General features: G+C 53.7%; 25 protein-coding genes, 1 other RNA gene and 1 pseudogene. 15 read left to right on the top strand and 12 right to left on the bottom strand.

The annotated features are described in order from the left end of the window. The first annotated feature begins 127 nt into the window (after positions 1 to 127). The 6 genes from rpmH to argB are packed head-to-tail and all read left to right on the top strand — an operon-like array spanning position 128 to position 4293. Entirely contained in the window at positions 128 to 262 is a 135-nt protein-coding gene (gene rpmH / locus ACESNI_RS11705; RefSeq protein ID WP_227947988.1) for a 50S ribosomal protein L34, read from the top strand. A gap of 3 nt (positions 263 to 265) precedes the next feature. After that, the gene (gene rnpA / locus ACESNI_RS11700) at positions 266 to 643 is read left to right on the top strand and encodes a ribonuclease P protein component (RefSeq protein WP_373086880.1); all 378 of its coding nucleotides are present in this window, start codon (positions 266 to 268) and stop codon (positions 641 to 643) included. Then, on the top strand, positions 640 to 921 hold the full coding sequence (yidD, locus tag ACESNI_RS11695) for a membrane protein insertion efficiency factor YidD (protein WP_373086878.1): 282 nt from the start codon (positions 640 to 642) through the stop codon (positions 919 to 921). The genes rnpA and yidD overlap by 4 nt, the downstream gene beginning before the upstream one ends. A gap of 18 nt (positions 922 to 939) precedes the next feature. After that, entirely contained in the window at positions 940 to 2703 is a 1764-nt protein-coding gene (yidC, locus tag ACESNI_RS11690; RefSeq protein WP_373086875.1) for a membrane protein insertase YidC, read from the top strand. 13 nt (positions 2704 to 2716) lie between these two features. Further along, the gene (gene yihA / locus ACESNI_RS11685) at positions 2717 to 3379 is read left to right on the top strand and encodes a ribosome biogenesis GTP-binding protein YihA/YsxC (protein WP_373086873.1); all 663 of its coding nucleotides are present in this window, start codon (positions 2717 to 2719) and stop codon (positions 3377 to 3379) included. 2 nt (positions 3380 to 3381) lie between these two features. Further along, positions 3382 to 4293, top strand: coding sequence for an acetylglutamate kinase (gene argB, locus ACESNI_RS11680; protein ID WP_373086871.1), 912 nt, complete (start codon positions 3382 to 3384; stop codon positions 4291 to 4293). Here the strand turns inward: argB and ACESNI_RS11675 are convergent. Continuing rightward, positions 4290 to 5528, bottom strand: coding sequence for a DUF2336 domain-containing protein (locus ACESNI_RS11675; RefSeq protein ID WP_373086869.1), 1239 nt, complete (start codon positions 5526 to 5528; stop codon positions 4290 to 4292). The two genes, argB and ACESNI_RS11675, sit on opposite strands and share 4 nt — an antisense overlap. Before the next feature lie 159 nt (positions 5529 to 5687). Between ACESNI_RS11675 and ACESNI_RS11670 the strand changes: the two genes are divergently transcribed. Both ACESNI_RS11670 and dapD read left to right on the top strand, forming a co-directional pair. Then, positions 5688 to 6386, top strand: a complete 699-nt coding sequence (locus ACESNI_RS11670; protein WP_373086867.1) for a pyrimidine 5'-nucleotidase — start codon at positions 5688 to 5690, stop codon at positions 6384 to 6386. 81 nt (positions 6387 to 6467) lie between these two features. Next, a complete protein-coding gene (gene dapD, locus ACESNI_RS11665; protein ID WP_373086909.1) occupies positions 6468 to 7313 on the top strand; it encodes a 2,3,4,5-tetrahydropyridine-2,6-dicarboxylate N-succinyltransferase in 846 nt (281 codons plus the stop codon). Positions 7314 to 7352: 39 nt separating this feature from the next. On the opposite strand, the gene ACESNI_RS11660 is transcribed toward dapD, so the two are convergent. Continuing rightward, the gene (locus tag ACESNI_RS11660) at positions 7353 to 8243 is read right to left on the bottom strand and encodes a DMT family transporter (protein ID WP_373086865.1); all 891 of its coding nucleotides are present in this window, start codon (positions 8241 to 8243) and stop codon (positions 7353 to 7355) included. A 137-nt stretch (positions 8244 to 8380) separates the two neighbouring features. On the opposite strand from ACESNI_RS11660, the gene dapE reads away from it, so the two are divergent. Next, positions 8381 to 9553, top strand: a complete 1173-nt coding sequence (gene dapE, locus ACESNI_RS11655) for a succinyl-diaminopimelate desuccinylase (RefSeq protein ID WP_373086863.1) — start codon at positions 8381 to 8383, stop codon at positions 9551 to 9553. Positions 9554 to 9558: 5 nt separating this feature from the next. Continuing rightward, entirely contained in the window at positions 9559 to 10137 is a 579-nt protein-coding gene (locus ACESNI_RS11650) for a hypothetical protein (protein ID WP_373086861.1), read from the top strand. A 7-nt stretch (positions 10138 to 10144) separates the two neighbouring features. Here ACESNI_RS11650 and truA read toward each other — a convergent pair whose 3' ends face one another. The 3 genes from truA to def are packed head-to-tail and all read right to left on the bottom strand — an operon-like array spanning position 10145 to position 12345. Further along, positions 10145 to 10888, bottom strand: a complete 744-nt coding sequence (gene truA / locus ACESNI_RS11645; RefSeq protein ID WP_373086859.1) for a tRNA pseudouridine(38-40) synthase TruA — start codon at positions 10886 to 10888, stop codon at positions 10145 to 10147. Next, positions 10888 to 11802, bottom strand: a complete 915-nt coding sequence (gene fmt, locus ACESNI_RS11640) for a methionyl-tRNA formyltransferase (protein ID WP_373086906.1) — start codon at positions 11800 to 11802, stop codon at positions 10888 to 10890. Before fmt ends, truA begins: the two co-directional genes overlap by 1 nt. Positions 11803 to 11823: 21 nt before the next feature. Beyond that, a complete protein-coding gene (gene def, locus ACESNI_RS11635; RefSeq protein WP_373086856.1) occupies positions 11824 to 12345 on the bottom strand; it encodes a peptide deformylase in 522 nt (173 codons plus the stop codon). A 111-nt stretch (positions 12346 to 12456) separates the two neighbouring features. Between def and ACESNI_RS11630 the strand changes: the two genes are divergently transcribed. Next, positions 12457 to 13587 carry a DNA recombination protein RmuC gene (locus ACESNI_RS11630; protein WP_373086854.1) on the top strand — a complete coding sequence of 377 codons (1131 nt, stop codon included), beginning with the start codon at positions 12457 to 12459 and terminating at the stop codon, positions 13585 to 13587. Positions 13588 to 13598: 11 nt separating this feature from the next. On the opposite strand, the gene recR is transcribed toward ACESNI_RS11630, so the two are convergent. From recR to ffs, 4 genes are all read right to left on the bottom strand, one after another. Beyond that, positions 13599 to 14195, bottom strand: coding sequence for a recombination mediator RecR (gene recR, locus ACESNI_RS11625; RefSeq protein WP_373086852.1), 597 nt, complete (start codon positions 14193 to 14195; stop codon positions 13599 to 13601). Positions 14196 to 14219: 24 nt separating this feature from the next. After that, positions 14220 to 14543, bottom strand: coding sequence for a YbaB/EbfC family nucleoid-associated protein (locus ACESNI_RS11620; RefSeq protein WP_373086850.1), 324 nt, complete (start codon positions 14541 to 14543; stop codon positions 14220 to 14222). Then, the gene (locus tag ACESNI_RS11615) at positions 14540 to 16372 is read right to left on the bottom strand and encodes a DNA polymerase III subunit gamma/tau (RefSeq protein WP_373086848.1); all 1833 of its coding nucleotides are present in this window, start codon (positions 16370 to 16372) and stop codon (positions 14540 to 14542) included. Before ACESNI_RS11615 ends, ACESNI_RS11620 begins: the two co-directional genes overlap by 4 nt. Before the next feature lie 95 nt (positions 16373 to 16467). Next, an RNA gene (gene ffs / locus ACESNI_RS11610) (signal recognition particle sRNA small type) lies at positions 16468 to 16563 on the bottom strand. Positions 16564 to 16699: 136 nt separating this feature from the next. On the opposite strand from ffs, the gene nudC reads away from it, so the two are divergent. Then, positions 16700 to 17617, top strand: coding sequence for an NAD(+) diphosphatase (gene nudC / locus ACESNI_RS11605; RefSeq protein ID WP_373086846.1), 918 nt, complete (start codon positions 16700 to 16702; stop codon positions 17615 to 17617). Positions 17618 to 17632: 15 nt separating this feature from the next. Here nudC and ACESNI_RS11600 read toward each other — a convergent pair whose 3' ends face one another. The 3 genes from ACESNI_RS11600 to ACESNI_RS11590 form a co-directional block, all read right to left on the bottom strand. After that, the gene (locus ACESNI_RS11600) at positions 17633 to 18211 is read right to left on the bottom strand and encodes a queuosine precursor transporter (protein ID WP_373086844.1); all 579 of its coding nucleotides are present in this window, start codon (positions 18209 to 18211) and stop codon (positions 17633 to 17635) included. 86 nt (positions 18212 to 18297) lie between these two features. After that, the gene (locus tag ACESNI_RS11595) at positions 18298 to 19158 is read right to left on the bottom strand and encodes a prephenate dehydratase (protein WP_373086842.1); all 861 of its coding nucleotides are present in this window, start codon (positions 19156 to 19158) and stop codon (positions 18298 to 18300) included. Between the two features lie 18 nt (positions 19159 to 19176). Next, a complete protein-coding gene (locus tag ACESNI_RS11590; protein WP_373086839.1) occupies positions 19177 to 19923 on the bottom strand; it encodes a 3-deoxy-manno-octulosonate cytidylyltransferase in 747 nt (248 codons plus the stop codon). Between the two features lie 150 nt (positions 19924 to 20073). Between ACESNI_RS11590 and ACESNI_RS11585 the strand changes: the two genes are divergently transcribed. From ACESNI_RS11585 to ACESNI_RS11575, 3 genes and pseudogenes are all read left to right on the top strand, one after another. After that, on the top strand, positions 20074 to 20619 hold the full coding sequence (locus ACESNI_RS11585; RefSeq protein WP_373086836.1) for a cytochrome c family protein: 546 nt from the start codon (positions 20074 to 20076) through the stop codon (positions 20617 to 20619). Between the two features lie 6 nt (positions 20620 to 20625). Next, the gene (gene hisN, locus ACESNI_RS11580) at positions 20626 to 21408 is read left to right on the top strand and encodes a histidinol-phosphatase (RefSeq protein ID WP_373086834.1); all 783 of its coding nucleotides are present in this window, start codon (positions 20626 to 20628) and stop codon (positions 21406 to 21408) included. Between the two features lie 97 nt (positions 21409 to 21505). Continuing rightward, a pseudogene (locus ACESNI_RS11575) lies at positions 21506 to 21715 on the top strand (ABC transporter substrate-binding protein); the annotation flags it as partial.

Below are 21715 nucleotides of genomic sequence, written 5' to 3'. Positions count from 1 at the left end.
TGAACCGTCGCAAAAGGAAATTGGCTAAATTCATCTCCTGCATTGACTTCGCATAACAGAAACTTTATACAGCGGGGCTTGTTTTCTTCATCGCGCAATCTGCGCGGATGATCGACGGAGAAGTCTCTTGAAACGTACATATCAACCGAGCAAACTGGTTCGCGCACGGCGCCATGGTTTTCGCGCCCGCCGGGCAACAGTCGGCGGACGCCGAGTACTCGCAAATCGCCGTACCAAAGGCCGCAAGAGCCTTTCAGCTTAATCCATGCCGATAGGCGTTGAACGGCTAAAGAAACGCGCGGAGTTCCTTCGTGTTGCGTCCGTTCGCCGGAAATGGGCGACGCCTGGCATGGTTTTGCAGGCGGCACGCGATTCCTCATCGTCGGAGGCGGAACTGGTCCGCGTCGGGTTTACGGTGACGAAAAAGGTGGGAAATGCGGTCATACGCAATCGCGCCAAGCGGCGGTTGCGCGCGGTTGCGGCGGAAGTAATTCCCGTGCATGCACGGGCGGGCTGGGATTTTGTCCTGATCGGCCGGCAGGGTACGCTAACCCGGGATTACCCTGATTTAAAGTCCGATCTTCTGACGGCGCTTGCCAAAGTCGGTGCAAAGGTTCAGGAACAACGGAGTGTGCCCGAATGACCAATCCGATCAAACGGGTCTTGAAGGCGCTTATCAGGCTGTATCAATATGTTATTTCACCTTATCTGCCGTCAAGTTGCCGGTACTATCCAACATGTTCGCAATATGCCATTGAGGCGTTGGAACTTCACGGGCCGCTCATGGGTACCTGGCTGACGTTAAAAAGACTGGGACGCTGCCATCCGTTTGGCGGTCAAGGATATGATCCAGTCCCGAAAAACCACAAAAACTGCCATCCCGGCGCGACAGATGCCTCTGCCCGCGTCAGCATCGAGTAAATAATTTAGGGCTATATAATGTCAGATCAGAAAAACCTGATCATTGCGATCATCCTTTGCTTCGTGATTATTTTCGGTTTTCAATATTTCTATGAAGCTCCGAAATTAAAATCTGAGCAGGAGAATCAGGCGGCGACGACCACAACGACCTCTGATGCCAGCAATGCGCCGACGAATGTGCCGGGTCAGGCCCCCGCTGCGGCAACAGATGCCGCAAAGACGGATATCCCCGGCGCCGCCATACCGAATTCCGTAACGCGCGCGGAAAGTCTGACAAAGGCGAAACGGGTCCAGATCAACACACCGTCACTCAATGGCTCGATCTCCCTGACCGGAGGCCGTCTTGATGATCTTAAATTGGTTAAATTCCGGGAAACGATTGATCCCCAAAGCCCCGAGATTAAACTGTTATCGCCAGCGGGCAGCCCACATCCCTATTATGCCGAGTTTGGGTGGAGTCCGGCACCAGGATCCACCATCAAATTGCCAACCGCCTCGACCATCTGGAACACAAGCGGCACTGAGCTTACTCCTGAAAAGCCGCTGGAGCTGACATGGGATAATGGTGAAGGCCTGGTCTTTCACCGGACAATTTCGGTAGATGAAAACTATATGTTTTCGGTAGAGCAAGCGGTGCAGAACAATACGGGCAGTGAAGTCACCCTGTTTCCCTATGGCCTGATTTCCCGGCACGGAACCCCCAAAACCGCAAATTTCTACATTTTACATGAAGGTCCGATCGGCGTTCTTAACGACACGTTGGAAGAAATTGATTACGATGACCTTGCAGAAGCTGGAACCAAATCCTTCAGTTCGACCGGCGGCTGGATCGGCATAACGGACAAATTCTGGTTGACCGCTCTCGTGCCCGACCAAAAATCGAAGGTAAAGGCACGCTTTTCCTATGCTCCGCAAGGGGTTCGCTACCAGACGGATTTTCTGAACCAGGACGGCGTGACCGCTGCCCCGGGTTCCAGGGCCGGCATTACGAACCATGTATTTTCAGGCGCCAAGGAAGTTTCCGTACTGGATGCAGATGAGAAGGAATACGGAATATCGAGATTTGACCTCGCCATCGACTGGGGCTGGTTCTACTTCCTGACCAAACCGATCTATTTCGCACTGGAATTCCTGAATGGCCTGATTGGCAACCTTGGCCTCGCCATCATGGCGCTAACTGTGATTATCAAGCTTCTCCTCCTGCCGCTTGCCCACAAATCCTATGTTTCTATGAGCAAAATGAAGCGGCTCCAGCCGGAAATGGTCAAGCTGCGCGAGCAATATGGCGACGACAAGCAAAAGCTCAATCAGGAAATGATGGCGCTCTACAAGCGTGAAAAGGCAAATCCGGCGGCCGGTTGTCTTCCTATCATGATGCAGGTGCCGATATTCTTTGCCCTCTACAAGGTGCTGTTCGTCACGCTCCTAATGAGGCACCAGCCCTTCTTTGGCTGGATCCATGACCTGTCAGCGCCTGACCCAACTACTATTTTCAACCTGTTTGGCCTGATTCCCTGGACGCCGCCCCAATTCCTGATGATCGGCCTTCTGCCGTTGCTGATGGGTATAAGCATGTTCTTGCAGCAGCGACTCAACCCGCAACCGGCGGATCCGATCCAGGCAAAAATCTTCATGTTTATGCCAATTTTCTTTACCTACCTGCTGGCCCATTTTCCGGCTGGGCTGGTTATTTACTGGACCTGGAACAATATCCTCAGCATGACCCAGCAGTGGTTTATCATGAGGCGCATGGGGGTTTCCGTGTCCGGCCAGAAGACATGATGAAAGTGGCAGTATGACGGATACTCTGGATCCGGAAGAAGCAAAGGCGGCCCAGATCGAAAGGGGTCGCCTGCTTTTTGCGCAAAGCTGCATTTTCGTGGCGGGAGCGGCAACAGAGGAGATGTTGCCGGATCTTGCCCTCAATGAAGTCGCCTTTGCCGGCCGGTCGAATGTCGGCAAGTCTAGTCTGATCAACGCCCTGACCAACCGAAATACCCTTGCCCGCACCTCAAACACACCGGGGCGGACCCAGCAAATCAACTTTTTTGAGCTCGGGGGGCGTCTCAGTCTTGTCGATCTGCCGGGGCATGGATATGCCAAGGCGTCGAAGGAAAAGATTGATATTTGGACGGATCTGGTGAATAGCTATCTCAAAGGGCGTCCAAAATTGCGGCGCGTCTGCCTGTTAGTAGATGCGCGCCACGGACTGAAGGTCACCGATCGGGAGGTTATGGATATGCTGGATGGCTCCGCTGTCAACTACCAGATAGTTCTGACCAAAGTTGATAAATCCAACCAGGATGAGTTGAAATCAGTTCTGGAGAAAACGAAAACTGAATTGGCTAAACGGCCTGCGGCGCATCCGGATATTGGGTTGACCAGCGCCACGAAAGGGTACGGCATCGAAGATCTCCGGGCAGAACTCGCGTCTTTGGCGGAAGAAATTGGGGAATAATCATGAGTGAGCATTTCCTGTCAGTCGAAGAGCAGCTCGCGAAGGCGAGAACGCTATCTGAAGCGCTGCCCTACATGCACCGTTTCAGTGGCCAGACATTCGTCATTAAATATGGCGGCCATGCGATGGGTGACGAACAGCTATCCCAGTACTTTGCACGGGATATCGCCCTCATGAAACAGGTGGGCATTAACCCGGTTATCGTTCATGGCGGCGGCCCGCAAATTGGTGAGATGCTCGAACGATTGAAGATTAAGAGCTCCTTCGTTGACGGTCTCAGGGTCACCGACAAGGCAACTGTTGAGATCGCTGAAATGGTGCTCTCGGGATCGCTGAACAAGAAAATCGTTACCTCCATCAATGCGGCTGGCGGCCTCGCCATCGGCCTGTCCGGAAAAGATGGCAATCTGATCGAAGCGCAAAAGCTGACCCGGACGAAACGCGACCCGGACAGCAATATCGAAAGAATCCTGGATCTCGGTTTTGTCGGGGAGCCGTCGCGTATCAATCCGGAAATACTGGAAAGCTTTGAAGAAAATAATATTATACCGGTGATCGCCCCGATCGGCGTCGGCGCCAACGGACAAACCTACAATATCAATGCCGATACCGTGGCGGGCTATATCGCCGCCGCCATCGGGGCCTCAAAATTGATAATGATGACCGATGTCGAGGGCGTGCTCGACAAGGATAAAAAGCTGATCAACCGGCTGACCCCGAAAGAAGTGCGAAAACTGCAAAAAGACGGCACCATCGAAGGCGGTATGATCCCGAAACTCGAAACCTGCCTGTTTGCCCTTGATGAAGGTGTCGAGGCAGCTACCATTCTCGATGGCCGTGTGCCTCATGTCCTCCTGCTCGAAACCTTCACTGAACATGGTGTCGGCACGATGATCACCGACGAGATTGATTAATCCGCATAGAACGACAACTGCCAGTCCATTTCTTCGTCGGTGAAGGGAAATTCAATTCCATTGCGAGCATTGACGATGTCCCCCCGCGGAACATGGGCAATCTTCGTCTGAACCTTGAACGCAAGTCGCATTGACAACCCTGCCTTCCAGCAGAGCGAAGTGACAACTTTCCCGTTTCGCGAGGTCAGCATCGTGTTGATTGTCTTGGCACTTAAGTCGGCCAGCAGACTGAGGGAGGTGGCAACAAATATCTGTTCCTTGTCGTCGATCGCGTCGGTAATGGCTGCTTCATCAAGCGCCCCAGCCTTCCACAACCGGTTCGCCCGCGATTTGCCGTCCTCCTCCGCGCTCTCTATCTGAATAAACTGCTCCGTCTTCTCAATACGATTGCGAACTTTGGTTTTTAACTCTTTTTCCACATCGGGTGAAAGCTGATGTTTCGCAACCAGCTTGTCCACAAGTGAAGAGGCCACGAAACCGGCGACCCTGCGGACCGCTCGCAACGAGAGGTCAAGACGCATGACCAGCGGCTCGTGAAGTGGCTCCATCGCCTCCGCCTGATCTATAATCTGGTCAAGAGTTTCTTCGCGAATTTTAGCGGACGCATTGGCGAGAAGGGCGGCAATGGCCGGAACTTCCAGGCTTGCCACCACTTCCGCCGAGACGTCCTCGTCAAGGTCCTGACGCCGGGCAATGGCCGGCAATGTCCCAATTGCTACCCCACTCGCCATGATCTCAAGTAGGTCTTCACTCGTCAGCAGCGGAGAATATTCGAGAATTGGACCGGCAACAATCTCCTCCACATCGCGCGCAAGCATTAAAACAATCTGTTTGGGCACAGCGCGGGTATCTTTCAGGCTTTCGGAAATGATTGAGCGAACCGCACTAAGATGATCTTCCGCCAGGATTTCCAGCACCTCGACGGTTTTCTCAAGCACCCATGCTGTTTCCTGCCCGGACATATCCGGCAAAAGCCTGCAGATCTTCCGCGCCAGTTCAATCCGGACGTCGGCATTTTCGTCTCCGGCGAGTTGCAGGTTGGCCTTAAATGGCGTGTTAGGATTTTGGGCAAGCTTTTGCCGGACGACAGGCACGTCATCATCCATCAGATAATAAAGAATTTCCGGCTCAACGTCATGGCTTGCAGCCAAGTCCGTCCGAATGGCGACTTCTTTGCTTCGCGCCCGGGCCTTATTGTCTTCATAGCTATCGGCTTTGGCTGCCGTTTTTTTCATATCTGTGACCAATATTTCCGTTCCGCCCTATGCTCGAAAACTACTGGAAACTGCTTAATATGCTCTTAAAATGCGGAATATTCAGATTTCGCATGCCATTTGGTTGCGGGCTATCGATTAGGGCTTGTCCTCTCCCCCCATCAGCGCCAAAATCAGCCCATGAAAAAATCACCGCTCTGGAAAGACTTCGCCCATATCGATACCTGGATTTTTGATCTGGATAACACGCTTTATCCGGCAAAATCGAACCTGTTTGCTAAAATTGACCAGAAAATGGGAGAATTTATCTGCAATTTCCTAAAAGTGGAATTACCAGAAGCAAAAGCGATTCAGAAAAAATATTTTCGCGAACATGGCACCACCTTAAACGGTCTTATGGTGAATTATGGCATGGATCCTGCTGATTTCCTCGAATATGTCCATGATATTGATGTCACTGACTTGGCGACTGCCCCCGAATTAAGTGAGGCCCTGGAGAAACTTGAGGGGCGAAAGATCATTTTTACCAATGGCTCGCTTTATCATGCGACAAATGTCTGCACCCAGCTGGGCATTACGCATCACTTTGAACATATTTTCGATATTGTCGCCGCCGAATTCAGGCCGAAGCCGGACATAAATGTCTATAGGGAACTGGTAAGGCAACAGAATATCGACCCTGAAAAAGCAGTTCTTTTTGAAGATATGGCCGTAAATCTCGTCCCGGCCCATGAGATGGGCATGACCACCGTCTGGATCCCGAATGACGCTCATTGGAGCGGTGACGACACAAACACCGGCCATGTCCATTATCAAACCGATAACCTGACGCGGTGGCTTCGGGACTTAGCTGACGATAAAATACGAAGCGTTGCATAAAATCCCTGTGAAGCGGATTGACATCCGTCGTCGGCCGGGTATGTTTCGCATGCAATCTAAGATTAGCTTTAAGGAATTATGATGTCATTAACCGAAGTACGGACGGTCGTCGACGCCGCTTGGGAAAACAGGGACTCCCTCACCGTCAAGACAGTCGGAGAAACCCGCGATGCCGTTGATGCCGCGCTTCAGGCTCTTGATAGCGGCCAAGCCCGCGTCGCTGAGAAAACAGATACCGGATGGGTCGTCAATCAATGGCTGAAGAAGGCTGTGTTACTGTCCTTTCGCCTGAATGATATGGAGATTATCAAGGGCGGACCCGGCAACGATACGAATTGGTATGACAAGGTGCCCAGTAAGTTTGAGGGCTGGGGAAAGTCAGAATTTCAGAAAGCCGGGTTTCGGGCCGTCCCGAACTGTGTCGTCCGCCGCAGCGCTTATATCGCGCCGGGCGTCGTCCTGATGCCAAGCTTCGTCAATTTAGGGGCCTATGTCGACACTGGGACTATGATCGATACCTGGGTAACTGTCGGCTCCTGCGCCCAGATCGGCAAAAACGTGCATATGTCCGGCGGCGTCGGCATTGGCGGCGTTCTGGAACCGTTGCAGGCAGACCCGGTGATCATCGAGGATAATTGCTTTATCGGGGCCCGGTCAGAAGTTGTCGAGGGCGTGATCGTTGAAAAAGGGTCTGTCCTGTCGATGGGCGTCTTTATCAGTGCCTCCACGAAGATTATCAACCGGGCAACCGGGGAAATCCATATTGGCCGCGTTCCCGCCTACTCGGTTGTGGTGCCGGGTAGTCTTCCGGGCAAGCCCCTACCCGACGGGTCCCCGGGACCCAGCCTCTATTGTGCCGTGATCGTAAAAACGGTTGATGAACAGACCCGCGCAAAAACCTCCATCAATGAGCTTTTACGTGACTAGTTTCGAATGACGAAGCCGAATAGCGGGGGTTCGTCCCCGCTATATCGAGCTTTTACGTCGCAGGTTTTCCCGGTAGACCATATATAATCCGCTGCATCCAATCACCGCCACACCGAGCCAGACGTTTGCTGCCGGAAAGTCGGAAAAAACAAAATATCCAAGCAGGACCGCCCAGAGCAAACCGGTATATTCAAACGGCGTGATAACTCCGACTTCGCCGATCGAAAATGATTTCACCATGAATAGATTCCCGAGCAACGACAGAATTGCCATAACGGCTACAAGGCCAACGTCTTTAAGGGTCATCGGTTGCCAGAAAAACGGGCAAATCAACAGGGCCAGTAACGTTACGCCCGAAACCGTATAGAAAACGATGGTGAAGGTGGTTTCCGTCCGGCCAAGCCAGCGACCGGACAACATGACACCGGAATAGGCGAGGCTTGCCCCAAGCACAAGTATCGCATCGCTTTCCAGTATATCGCTCGTCGGCCGCATGACGATAAGAACGCCGGTAAATCCGATAACGATGGCGCCCCATCTGTGCAGACCTACCTTTTCGCGGAAAAGCGGAACGGACAGCGCCGTCATTATAAAGGGCGAGACGAAGAAAATTACCGTCGCATCGGCAAGCGGCAGTGTCTTTAGGGATAGAAAAAAAAGCATCGGTGCGGCGAGGGCCAACAGGATGCGCAGGCAATGACCGCCATATTGACGGGTTTTTATTGTCCTGACACCCCCATGTGTCATCATCCAGAAAAATAACAGCGGCATGATAAAACTGCCGCGGATCGCGAGAATCTGGATCACAGGGTAGTTTGCCTCAACGAGAAGCTTTCCCACGGCATCCATGGTCGACATGCAGAATATACCGGCAACCGTGAACAGGATGCCGCGAATATTGTCGAGTTTGACTGGTGGAGAAAGGGACATGGGAATTTACTAACATAAAGATTATTTGCACTCTTATCGCGGCAACGGCAAATTGGCAACGCAATAGAGACAACGAATATCCGTAAATATTACCTTGCCCATTGACCCAATGGCGCGGCGGGCGGTAAAGGAAGTCTATGAATAATAAACACACAGGCATTGATGTCATTGATTTGACCCGCGAACTGATGCGTTGTCCGAGCGTGACGCCGGCCGATGCAGGCGCGCTTGATATATTGCAGCAGGCATTGGAGGAGATCGGCTTTACCTGTCACCGGCTAACTTTTTCCGACGACAACACGCCGGATATTGAAAACCTGTATGCCCGTTATGGCACCAAGGCCCCCAATTTCTGTTTTGCCGGACATACCGATGTTGTTCCCGTGGGCGATCCCGCCGCCTGGAGTGTGGACCCCTTCGACGGCACGATAAAGGACGGCATGATTTATGGGCGTGGGGCCTCGGATATGAAGGCGGCTGTCGCTGCCTTCGCCGCCGCCTCCAGCCAGTTCATCCAGAACACCGAGGGCCTGTTTGAAGGCTCCGTCAGTCTCCTGATTACCGGCGATGAGGAAGGGCCCTCCATTAACGGAACCCGTAAGGTCCTCAAATGGATGGCCGACAATAACGAGAAGATCGATCATTGCCTTGTCGGCGAACCCACGAACCCCAAGGAAATGGGAGAGATGGTGAAAATCGGCCGTCGCGGCTCCTTTACCGGGTTTCTGACCGTGACCGGGACCGAGGGTCATGTCGCCTACCCGCATCTCGCGGAGAATCCGGTGCCGCATTTGGTTGCCATGGTTCAGGCGCTCGATGCGATGGAACTGGACAGCGGTAGCGACCATTTTCAGGCCAGCAACCTTGAATTTACGACAATTGATGTTGGAAATACGGCCACCAATGTCATTCCAAAATCGGCACGGGCGGCCTTTAATATCCGGTTCAATACCCATCACAGCCTGGATTCCTTGGAAGAGCGGATACGGAGCGTTCTTGAGGACATCGCGACTGCGCGCAAGGCAACTTACGAACTTGAGTGCCTTAAAAACTCCGGGCCCTTTTTTACCGGCATAGGCCCCCTCAGTAATATCGTGGTGGCGGCCGTTGAGAAGCGGCTTGGCCGGACCCCCGAACTGTCAACGACCGGCGGTACGTCCGATGCCCGTTACATCAAGGATTTCTGTCCGGTCGTCGAATTCGGGCTGGTCGGCCAGACCATGCATAAAACCGACGAACGGGCCAGCGTAGCCGATATAGAGGCTCTTGCAGACATCTACACAGATATTCTTGAGAGGTATTTTTCGTAAATCATATGGTAAGCTTCAAGGAAATATCCGGATCTCTTTACGGCGTCTACCTGATTGCGCGCCGGGACAAATTTGCGCTCGATTATTTCAATATTTCGATGGCCGGGTTTTATAACTCCTTCGCCGCCCTTGCCTTGGCGCTTCCCTTGTTTGCCCTGGAAAATGCGATTGATTACAAAGGCATCCAGACAGAAACAGGCTTTGTTCCATTTCTGTTACTTCTGTGCCTGGCGCTGGTGGTGAGTTGGGGCGGATTCCTGCTGGTCCTCGGTGTGCTCGCCCGTTATATCGGGTTTTTCGACAGGTTCAGCCTCTTCGTCACCACCTATAACTGGGCGCAGCTGGCCCTTGTCGGCATATGGTTGCCATTGTCCATTATAACCAGCGGGCTGTTCCCCCCCGAAATGGTCTCAATCATCTATCTCCTGTTTATCGGCGCGTCCTATGTCTATCTATGGCAAATTTTACGGATTACGCTCAACCTGTCCAGCATCATGGCAGCGGGTTTCGCCTTCCTTGAATTTCTGATTGCGGTCCTGACACAGGCATTTTTTTCCAAATGGCTGTTTTCCGGGCAAATCTGATCAGGCGTTATTCATCGTAATCAACCGCGGTCAGATACAGGCCATAGGGCGGCGCATTCGGACCGGCCCGTTGTCTATCTTTCGCCGCCAGCGCCGCGCGCAGATCATCGGTATCCCATTGACCGGTCCCGACAAGGGAGAGACTCCCAACCATGGACCGCACCTGATTATGGAGAAAGGAAAGTGCCGTCGCCCGGATCAGGATTTCATTGCCGTAGCGAGAGACATCAAGCTTATCAAGCGTTCTTATCGGTGAATTTGCCTGACAGGCCGCCGCCCGAAAGCTGGTGAAATCATGACGGCCCACGAGAACCTCGGCCGCCGAATGCATCGCCTCACTGTCCAGCTCCCGCTTGACCAGCCATGCGAGTCCTGCATCAACCGTAAGCGGCGCAGCGCGATTGATAATCCGGTAAAGATAATGCCGTTTCCGGGCTGAAAACCGGGCGTTGAATTCGGTATCAACTTCTTCGCAATCAAGAATGGCAACTCGCGCAGGCTTGAGATGCTGATTGACCGCATTCATCACCACATGCGTTTTGCGGGGGGTGGAAAGGCTGAAATTTGCAACCTGCCCGAGAGCATGGACACCGGCATCCGTACGGCCAGCACCCTGGATACGCACGTCCTCACCACAAAAATCAAAAATCGCCTCTTCGATATGCTGCTGGACGGACGGACCGTTTTTTTGGCGCTGCCAGCCGACAAGATTGCGGCCATCATATTCGATCGTGATGCGGTAAGCGGGCATCAGGATAGAAACTCCCCGGCCTTAATGGCATGACCGTTCAGGAACACGTCCGCTGGCATCGCGCCTTTGCCCGCGCGCTGCAGTTTCAGAAGCTGGAGCGCTCCGTCGCCACAGGCAACGGTCAGGGTGTCATCCAGCACTTCTCCCGGCTTTCCTGTTTCCGGCGCGAGCTTTGCTTGCAACAGCTTGATCCGCTCGCCGTTATGTTCAAAATAGGCGCCCGGTGCCGGGTTAAGCCCCCGAACCTGACGATCAATCTCAATGGCCGGACGGCACCAGTCTATGGCGGCCTCCGATTTCAATATTTTTTCCGCGTAGGTAATCCCGTCCGTTGCCTGCGGGCGCGCAATAAGGTTTTCATTGACGAGCCGGGCTAAGGTATCGAGCATAAGGGCCGTACCCGCCGTCGCCAATTTCTCCTGCAACGTCCCGGCAGTTGCCGTTTCAGTGATTGGAAGGCGCGTCTCCCTCAGAATATCGCCGGTATCCAGTCCTGCCGCCATCTGCATGACGGCAACGCCCGTTTGCACATCCCCCGCCATAATCGCGCGCTGGATTGGCGCTGCCCCCCGCCACCGTGGTAAGAGCGACGCATGTAAATTCAAACAGCCGTACACTGGTGCCTCAAGAATGGCCGCAGGCAAAATCAAGCCGTAAGCAACAACCACTGCCACATCAAGATTAAGGGTGCTGAAGTCGGCCTTTACATCATCGGCTTTCAGGGAGACCGGCGTTCGAACCTCAATTCCGGAATTTTCCGCCAATTGCTGCACAGCGGACGCGACCAGTTTCCGGCCACGCCCGGCGGGACGTGGGGGCTGCGAATAGACGCAAGCTATTTCATGCTCACTTGATATCAGGGCTTTCAGGACATGGGCCGAGAATTCCGGCGTTCCCATAAACGCAAGACGCAGTCCCACCATACCCGGTCTCCTTTAACTCGCTATTTTCTTCTGTTTTAGAAGCTTCCGGAGAATCATATTCCGTTTCAATCCAGATAAATGATCAAGGAACAAAATTCCCTCTAAATGATCAATTTCATGCTGGATACAGGTAGAAAGCAGCCCATCTGCACTGAGAGATTTCCGGGCACCGGATAGATCGAGATAATTAACCTCAATTTCTGCTGGGCGCGCGACATCGGCATAATGCTCGGGAACCGACAGGCATCCTTCCTCATAGACGGCATCGTCATCCGATACCCACGTAATTTCAGGATTTATCAGGGCGAGAGGCTGCGGCGCCTCGTCATCGCGCCCTTTGCCGACAATATCAACAACAAGCACGCGCTTCTGCACGCCGACCTGAATAGCGGCGAGCCCAATGCCCGGCGCATCATACATCGTTTCAAACATATCATCGACCAGTTTCCGGATATCGTCGTTCACCTCCTCCACTGGTTTGGAGATGGTTTTAAGGAGCGGGTCTGGCGCTGTATATATTGGCAAAAGGGCCATGGTCTTCCGGTGTTGTTCACGTTACGGTACAGTTCAAGAAGTACGTATTATGCCTGCCCCCATTCGTCAAGACCATTGACCGGGGCTGGTTTCGCTATTCGGGAGTATTTTATGGAAATTGCCCTTGCTTCGGTCGTTGTCCTTTTACTGGTTGTGACCGTCGTTTTACTTATCAAGTCCGGCAAATCGGAAAAAATGATCATCTCGGCATCCGAGAGGAGTGAACGCCTGACACAGCTTACTGAAAATCTTTTACAACAACAGTCGCAACTTGAAGGCCAGCTTCGGCAGATATCAGCGGATGGCGCGACAACCAGAACCGAGATCAATAAAACCCTTGCCGAGCGGCTCGACACCGTCTCAAAGCGGCTGGGCGACAGTCTCACGCAATCAACTGAAAAGACAGGGAAAAGCCTCTCCGATCTGCAGGCCCGGCTAGCCATTATCGACAAGGCGCAGGATAACCTGACCAACCTCTCAAACCAGGTTGTCGGGCTTCAGGATATCCTCGCCAACAAGCAGGCACGCGGGGCCTTTGGCGAAATCCAGCTCAACGATCTGGTGAAATCGGCCCTGCCGCCGTCCGCCTATGAGTTCCAGGTAACGCTCTCAACGGGGCGACGGGCGGATTGCCTGATCAAATTGCCAAACCCTCCGGGCTCGATCGTCGTCGACGCGAAATTTCCGCTTGAGAGTTTTCATCTGCTGCGGAAGGCGGAAACCGACAGCGACAAACAGGCGGCGAACCGGGCCTTCACAACGGCAATGCAAAAACATATCAGCGATATCAGTCAAAAATACATCGTCGAAGGGGAAACGGCCGAATCGGCACTGCTCTTCCTGCCCTCCGAAGCGGTTTATGCGGAACTGCATGCCAATTTCCCGGCTATTCTGGAAAAATCCTATCAGGCGCGGGTGTGGATTGTCTCGCCAACCACTCTTATGGCCACTCTCAATACGGTGCGGGCGATCCTTAAAGATAGCCAGATGCGCGAGCAGGCGGGCGTTATCCAGAAGGAAGTCGGCGTTCTGCTGAAAGATGTCGAGCGGCTGGACGAACGCGTCCTCAACCTTGGACGCCATTTTATCCAGGCCAGCAAGGATATCGAGCTTATCGAAACGTCGAGCCGTAAGATCACCAGCAGGGCAGAAAAAATTGAAGATCTTCAGCTGGGTGAGGAAAACGACAAAGTTTTGCCCGACCCCCTGGAAATAACCAAGCAGATGGAAAGCGAGGATTGACGGGTTTCTGACTACCCCAGAGAGCGGCGGGATTTAAGGGCCGCTGACAAGGTACCGTCATCCAGATAGTCAAGCTCTCCGCCCACCGGGACGCCATGGGCCAGCCGGGTAATATTCACTCCGCCCTCAGAGAGCCGCTCTGACAGATAGTGAGACGTTGTCTGGCCATCAACCGTGGCGTTGAGGGCGAGAATAACCTCGTCAATTCCGCCGCCTAGGACACGCCCGATCGGCGGTTCGATGTTAAGCTCGTCCGGACCGACGCCATCCAACGCCGACAAGGTGCCGCCGAGTACATGATACTGGCCCTTAAAGGCCTCTGAACGTTCAAGCGCCCACAAATCAGAGACATCCTCGACAACACAGAGGATTGATGGGTCGCGTGTTATGTCCTGACAGATGCTGCATGGATCAACCGTATCAAGGTTCCCACAGCGGCCGCAGATTTTTACATTCAAGGCAGCCTCGGCCATCGCGGCACTGAGAGGCGCGAGAAGGCTTTCCCGGCGGCTGATTAAATACAGCGTCGCCCGTCGCGCCGACCGCGGACCCAGTCCCGGCAATTTCGCCAGAAGCTGTATAAGATGATCGATATCGGAGTGAGCCATGGCGCTATTTAAAACCGCCCCGCGTCAAAAAGGCAACTGCATCCCGGGGGGTAATTCCAGCCCACCGGTCATTTCTTTCATTTTTTCCGCGGAATAGGCGTCCACCTTGCTGCGGGCATCGTTATGGGCGGCAACAATCAGGTCCTCCATCACTTCCTTGTCTTCGCGATCAACGAGGGACGGGTCAACGGTAAGCTTCCGCATCTCGCCCTTGCCATTTAACGTGACCTGTACCATCCCGCCCCCCGACTGGCCCATCAGTTCATGCGATTCAAGCGACTGCTGCATTTCCGCCATCTTGGACTGCATTTCTTTGGCCTGCTTCATCAGGTTACCAAGGTTTTTCATATGAAATTTTCTCCGTCATCAAATTCGTCTTCATCGGATATGCTGTTATCTAGCGCCATGTCAAGGGACGGCCCGAGATCACGAACCTCCCGAATGGTGGCCTCCGGAAACAGCGACTTGATATTTCGAATCATGACGTGTTCTTCCATAGCGCTGATTTCCGCGGCCCGGTCGCTTTCTCGCTGTTCGGCAACGGTCGAAATCCCTTCGGTATCTGCCGTCATGCGGACAACCCATTTCTCACCGGTAATTTCGCGAAGCCGCCCTCCAAGTCGCGCCGCAAGATCCGGTTTTGCGCCCGGCGTCGGGCTGAATTCTATCAGCCCTGTTTCAAACGTTACGAGCCGGACGAAGTTAAGCACCTCCCCCTTCAGCGTGATATCCCGGCGTTCCGCCAGCAGATCAACAACATCCTCAAGGGATTGCGGCTGTGTGATTTCCACGCTCGAAGCGGCCACCGGCTCCGGCGGGGGATCGTTTCGTGCAACCAGCGACAAATGGGAGCGGGGCTCTGCCGTCCTTTCAGTGTCGGGCGCATGCGACAGCGCAACTGCGGTCCGGGCGCCGCCGCCCATAGAGGCTCCTCTCGGTCCGGCTGACGATCCGGAGGGCGTGGGTCCGGCCGTGTTCCTGACCGCGCTTTGAGCCCCTTGTCCATTATCTGCTTCCGCCAGTTTTTTCGCCAATTCGCCCGGCGTCGGTAAATCACTGACATAGGCAAGACGTACCAAGACCATTTCCGTTGCCGCCAGCGGCATCGGCGCATTACGCACCTCATCGAGGCCTTTCAGGAGCATTTGCCAAGTGCGGGCAAGGACGGGCATCGTCAGATTTTCGGCAAGTTCCTGCCCCCGGTCAACCTCGCCGCCCGCGATGGCGACGTTATTGGCAGCCTCCGGCGTGACCTTGAGAGAGGTTAGCCAATGGGTCAGTTCCAGCAGATCCTGAAGGATAACGATCGGATCGGCCCCGCTGTCATATTGCGCCCGCAGCAACTGAAGCGCTGCCTGTATGTCCCCGGCCATGAGCAAGCCCAGCAAATCAAGGATGCGAGTCCGGTCCGCAAGGCCCAGCATATCCCGGACCTGTATGGCAGTGACCGTCCCGACGCCATGGGCAATCGCCTGATCAAGCAGCGAGAGGCCGTCGCGAACCGATCCTTCGGCCGCGCGCGCAATCAGGGCCAGCGCATCTGGCTCAATCGCCGCTTTTTCCTTTTCGGCAATTGTCGCAAAATAAGAGGTAAGAGTATCCCCATCCACCCGCTTCAGATCAAATCGCTGACAACGCGACAGGACAGTTACCGGGATCTTGCGGATTTCCGTTGTGGCGAAGATGAATTTTACATGTTCTGGCGGCTCTTCGAGAGTCTTCAATAACGCATTGAATGCGTGTTTGGAGAGCATGTGAACTTCGTCGATGATATATATTTTAAAACGGGCGCTGACCGGCAGGTAACGCACCCCGTCAATCAATTCGCGGATATCATCAACGCCGGTTCTACTGGCCGCATCCATCTCCATCACGTCCTGATGACGATCCTCGGCGATGGCGACACAATTCGGACAAACCCCGCAGGGCGAAACAGTTGGTCCGCCTTCGCCATCTATACCGGTACAGTTTAGTCCGCGGGCAATGATCCGGGCCGTTGTTGTCTTCCCTATGCCGCGGGTTCCGGTCAGGATAAAGGCATGAGCCAGCCGCCCCGTCTCAAGCGCGTTAGAGAGGGTTTGCACCATCGCTTCATGGCCGATCAACTCAGCAAATGTGGAGGGCCGGTATTTGCGGGCGAGAACGCGATAGGGGCTGTTTGCAGGTTCAGTCGACATCCGTCAATCATAACAGACAACGCCGGACAAACGCCAGATAAAGACGGGAGAGCTGGCTGATTTTTTATTCAGAAACTGGAGGGCGGAAGAAAGGTAAAGAAGACTGACAACAACCCGCACCGAAACTCGTTACGGCTGCTTCCTTCCGGATCTGACCGGGTTCGCGAGGAGCACGCCCATCGCCAGCCTTCCACCGCCTATATCATGCAGATCATCCTGTTTAGCAAGTTCTTTTTGCCGTTTTTTTGATCGCGCGCCAGAACAATCGTTCAAAAATTATTGCCGCAGTGGATTGCGGCAAATAAAAACATATGCCAATCTTCGCCCATGAAAAAACCAATCGTCTTTACCGGCGGTCATTTTGACCGCGCTTCTCATCTCCGCTCCGACCCGAATTGGCTTCAGGAAAAACTGAGCGATCCGAGCAGCCGCTTCCTTCCCCTCTATGAATTGAAGGCGCTGATAGATCTTGCCGCTGGCGCTTCGATTGACTGGCGCAACGTGGATGAAATCCGTGAATTCATTGACGCAGGGGCGCCATTTATTTTTCTTGGTATCGCGGACGCGGTCTGTTATTTCGCAATTGATGTGTCCACCCTTGCCAACCCTAAAAATCCTCCTAGTCCGGGTTGGGGAAAATTTATTGATGTGCGCTCAATCGCGCCTCAAGTCAGCCCCGGGGATGCGGCCGCGCTGGCACAGGCGAGATCAATGATTGACTGGCACAACCGTCACGGCTTCTGCGCAGTATGCGGGGCGAAAACAAAGCCCCAGGAGCTTGGATATTCCAGACGCTGCACGAATAGCACCTGCAACAGTGTTCATTTCCCGCGCACCGATCCGGTTGCCATCATGATGGTGACCAAAGGAGATAAATGCCTACTGGGGCAAGGACTTAATTTTCCCTCGGATTTCTATTCCTGCCTTGCCGGATTCATTGAACCTGGCGAAACCATCGAGCAGGGGGTTCGCCGCGAGATTATGGAGGAATCAGCCATTGAGATCGGCGACGTGCGTTATCAGGCCTCACAGCCATGGCCCTATCCGTCTTCCTTGATGATTGGCTGTTTTGCCGAAGCTGTCAGCGAGGAGATTACCGTCGACAAAACCGAGCTTAAGGATGCCCGCTGGTTTGCGAAAGATCAGGTCCGGGAAATGCTGAAGTGCAGTGGTAACCCCTCAGGCTTGCGAATGGCCGCCGAGATGTCGCTTGCCCATCAGTTGGCAAAAGCCTGGGTCGAATAGGGTCCGTTTTGCCTGCTATCGCGCGACCGGCGCCAGGGTCAGAGGATCGGTGACGCGCAAGAGACCACGGAACGGGATGATCAAGACTACAACCATGATCAATTTCGCTGCATAGTCGCCCACAGCCCATGTATGCCAGGGAAGTCCGGTTCCCACGAACGCCAGAAAGAAGAAAATGCCCGTATCGACAAAGGAGGCGATAACCGAGGAGACAACGGGGGCTTTCCACCAGCTTTGCCGGCGCAACTTGTCAAAAATCATAATATCCAGAAACTGAGCCGTCAGGAAGGCCGTGCCCGATGCCAGCGCAATCCGCTCATTGGCGAGCAGGAGCGACAAGACGACCGCAAAAATAAAGCCAACAAACACCACATAGCGTGCCAGACGAACCCCGAGCGTGCGATTGGTAATATCCGTGACGAGAAAAGCGACAGGATAGGAGATCGCCCCCCAGGTAAACCAGTCATTCAATGGCATTTCTACCAAAATATTGGAGGCGGTCACGACAACCCCCATCGCAATAATGCCCAGCAGCAGGAATATCTTCTGCTTATGGCCGAGACAGCCTATTTCTGCGGTCAGTTTATTGAACATATCGGAGCACTCAATCGTAAAGTCATATGCCACACGGGGATATTTGACAGCCTTATAATCCGCAAGAGCCGTGCAATCAACCGGAATTACGACGTATATTCGCCGCGATACCGGTTCATTGGATAGACGCCAAGCATTTTCAGCTTGGCCGAATAGAATTGCAACTCTTCAATCGCGCGGGAAACACGGGCTTCTTCCGGATGCCCTTCAATATCAATATAGAATTGCGCCGCCTCGAAACTGGCATCGGTAATGTAGCTTTCCAGCTTGGTCACATTGATGCCGTTGGTAGCAAAACCGCCGAGCGCCTTATAAAGCGCGGCGGGCTGACTGCGAACCTGAAAAACAAAACTCGCCATACAATTGCCGTTTTTCGGATCCGGATCCTGCCTCTGGCGCGACATGATGACGAATCGCGTTGTATTGCCGATGCGATCCTCAACCCTGTCCCGCAGAACGTCAAGGCCGTAAATCTCACCGGCCAACCGGGAGGCGATAGACGCCTGGCTTTTATCCCCAAGCTCGGCAATCATCTTAGCCGACCCGGCCGTATCCGCATGAGTAATCGGCTCGATGCCAAGGTCGCGCGTGAGGCCCCGGCATTGCGCCAATGCCTGTTCATGACTATGGACCGCCTTGATATCGGCAAGAGTTGCCCCAGGTACGCCCAGCAGTTGGTGCTGAACCGGCTGGAAATGTTCGCCAATGATATACAAGCCGGAATCGGGCAACAGGTGGTGAATATCGGCAACACGACCGCCAAGGGAATTCTCTATGGGAATCATTGCAAGTTTTGCCCGCTCTTCCCGAACCGCCGAAAGCGCATCGGTAAAGGTATCGCAGGCGACAGCCTCCATTTCCGGGTAGACCGTACTGCAGGATAAATGGCCATAAGCCCCGGGTACGCCCTGAAAGGCAATTCGGTTTTCCGGGTCAATTTCTGACATATTCAAAATTCCATAACCTCACTTACTGGCAAATAACATGCGCATGCGCGACAAATCCTCGGGAGTATCGACACCAAGGGGGACGCTGTCAACGATGGCGGCATCTATCCTCATGCCCATCTCCAACGCTCTGAGTTGCTCAAGACGCTCCCGCTGCTCCAATGGTGCCGGCGGCAGAGAGACAAAGCTTTTCAACGCCGCCCGCCGATAGGCATAAATTCCGATATGATGATAGTAGGGCCCTGCCCCCCAGGGCGACTTCAGTCGACTGAACCAGAGCGCGCGGCCAATATCCCTGCCCTCCGCAAGGCTAATGACGGCCTTGACGGCATTTTCATCCTCAAGCTCTTCGGCGTCTGTGATTTTTGCGACCAGCGTTGCAATATCAACCGCATCGTCCGCCAGCGGCTGAAAGACTGCGGAAATCGCTGCTGGGTCCAGCGCCGGCAGATCCCCCTGAAGGTTAACCACCGCCGTATAGCTGCCCGATGGATCAAAAGCTTCCACGGCTTCAAAGACCCGGTCGGAGCCGGAAGGGTGATCCGCACGGGTAAGAATAGCGGTTCCGTCATGACGGCGGACAATCTCCGCAATTTCCGTCTCGGCGCAGGCAACAATGACAGGGCCAATATCAGCCTCCAACGCCCGGTGCATCACCTGGATTATCATCGGCAAGCCGTCAATTTCCGCCAGCGGTTTTCCCGGCAGTCGGCTGGACGCCATTCGCGCCGGAATAACAATTATCAGTTTTTTAGATAAGGTCATAATATCTCACGTTAACCCACCCTCGGCGTTCTATCCCCTGCATGGCATATATACGTCTTGCGCCTCATCATAGAAAGCCGTTAATTTCCCCTCGCTTTTTTTTATTGTGGCTGGTAAATGTAGCCGCAGGTTTGATAGCTGAGGTCAGCAATGAATACTTTTGAGTTTAATAAAATCGCTGGTGCCGTTCTGGCAGGCGCCCTTCTTCTTATGGTCATTAACGAGATTGGAACCATGGCCGTAGAACCGGAGTACCCGGAAACGCCGGCCTATGCCATCGATATCGGCTCCGTCGCCACGACCGACGTTGCAACCGCGGAAAAAGACGCCGGTCCGCCCCTTGGTGTCCTGTTGGCCACGGCTGACCCGGCGAAGGGCGAGAAAATATTTAAGAAATGTGCAACTTGTCACAATGCGGAAGAAGGCGCAGCCAATAAAATTGGCCCGCATCTTTATGACGTTCTGAATCGTCCCAAGGGGTCAATAAGCGATTTCAGCTATTCAAGCGCCATGATGGAAAAAGGCGGTGACTGGACGTATCATGACCTTAACGAATTCCTGACGAAACCGGGTGATTTTATCAAGGGAACGAAAATGTCTTTCGTCGGCCTTAAAAAGCCGGAAGATCGGGCTGATATAATCGCCTATCTTCGATCTCTCGGCAAGAGCGACGTCCCGCTTCCACCGGCTGAATAAATTATCGTGACAGATATCGACAAGCGGTGTCCGCAGGAATTCATTGACCTCGCGCACAGTTTGGCCGATGCTGCTGGTGAGGTTATTCGCCCACTTTTTCGCCGGAAAATCGAGATCATTGGCAAGGACGACAATAGCCCTGTCACCATCGCCGACCAAAATGCCGAAGCCGCAATGCGCAGACTCATCGAGGAAAAATACCCCGCTCACGGAATTTTCGGCGAAGAGCATGGGGAAGTTCGGACAGATGCCGAATATGTCTGGGTACTTGATCCGATCGACGGGACTCTTTCCTTTATATCGGGCAGTCCGACTTTCGGCTGCCTAATCAGCCTGACCCGAAACGGCATTCCCATTCTGGGCGTTCTGGATCAGGTGATATCCAACGAGCGCTGGATCGGCGCTAACGGCCAGACAACCCTTAATAATGCGGTAATTTCCACGCGCAACTGCTCGAGCCTTGATCAGGCCACGCTTTTTTCTTGGGGGGCAGAACTTATGGAGGGGGCGCATTCGGAGCGATTCAAGCGGCTTTACGGCGCGATTAAACGCAAACGGTTTGGGTATGATTGCTATGCCTATGGTCTGATGGCGCTTGGATTCGTGGACATAATCGCCGACTGCGACATGAAGCCCTATGATTATTGCGCATTGGTCCCGATCATCGAAAATGCCGGTGGCAAGATAACGACATGGTCCGGCGACCCGCTCACCCTGACAAATCCCGGCCTGGTTCTCGCCGCCGGAAACGCGGAGCTACATCGGCAAGCCGTTGAAATAATGTCATAAAGTTATTGTCAGTTCGCGGCTTTTGTCCTTGATGTCCTCCGGATAACCTCCCATGTTGTAATTACGCAAAAACTAAACGAATGAAACGAGGAACTGCATGGGGATATTCAAGACAATCGCCGCCATCGTCCTTTCTTTTGGTGTGATTTTTCCCGCGGGCGCCGATGATGTAAAGACAGTTAAAAGCCACGGCCTGTCGCTGGCCGGACCGCTTAAATACGGCCCCGATTTCAAACATCTCGATTACGTCAATCCGGATGCACCCAAGGGCGGCGAAATCAAGCTGTCTGCAGTGGGCGGTTTCGAT

Source organism: Sneathiella sp. (assembly GCF_041689005.1).
Taxonomy (GTDB): Bacteria; Pseudomonadota; Alphaproteobacteria; order Sneathiellales; family Sneathiellaceae; genus Sneathiella.
Note: the sequence above shows the minus strand (reverse complement) of the source record. Positions and strands in the feature narration are given on the sequence as shown.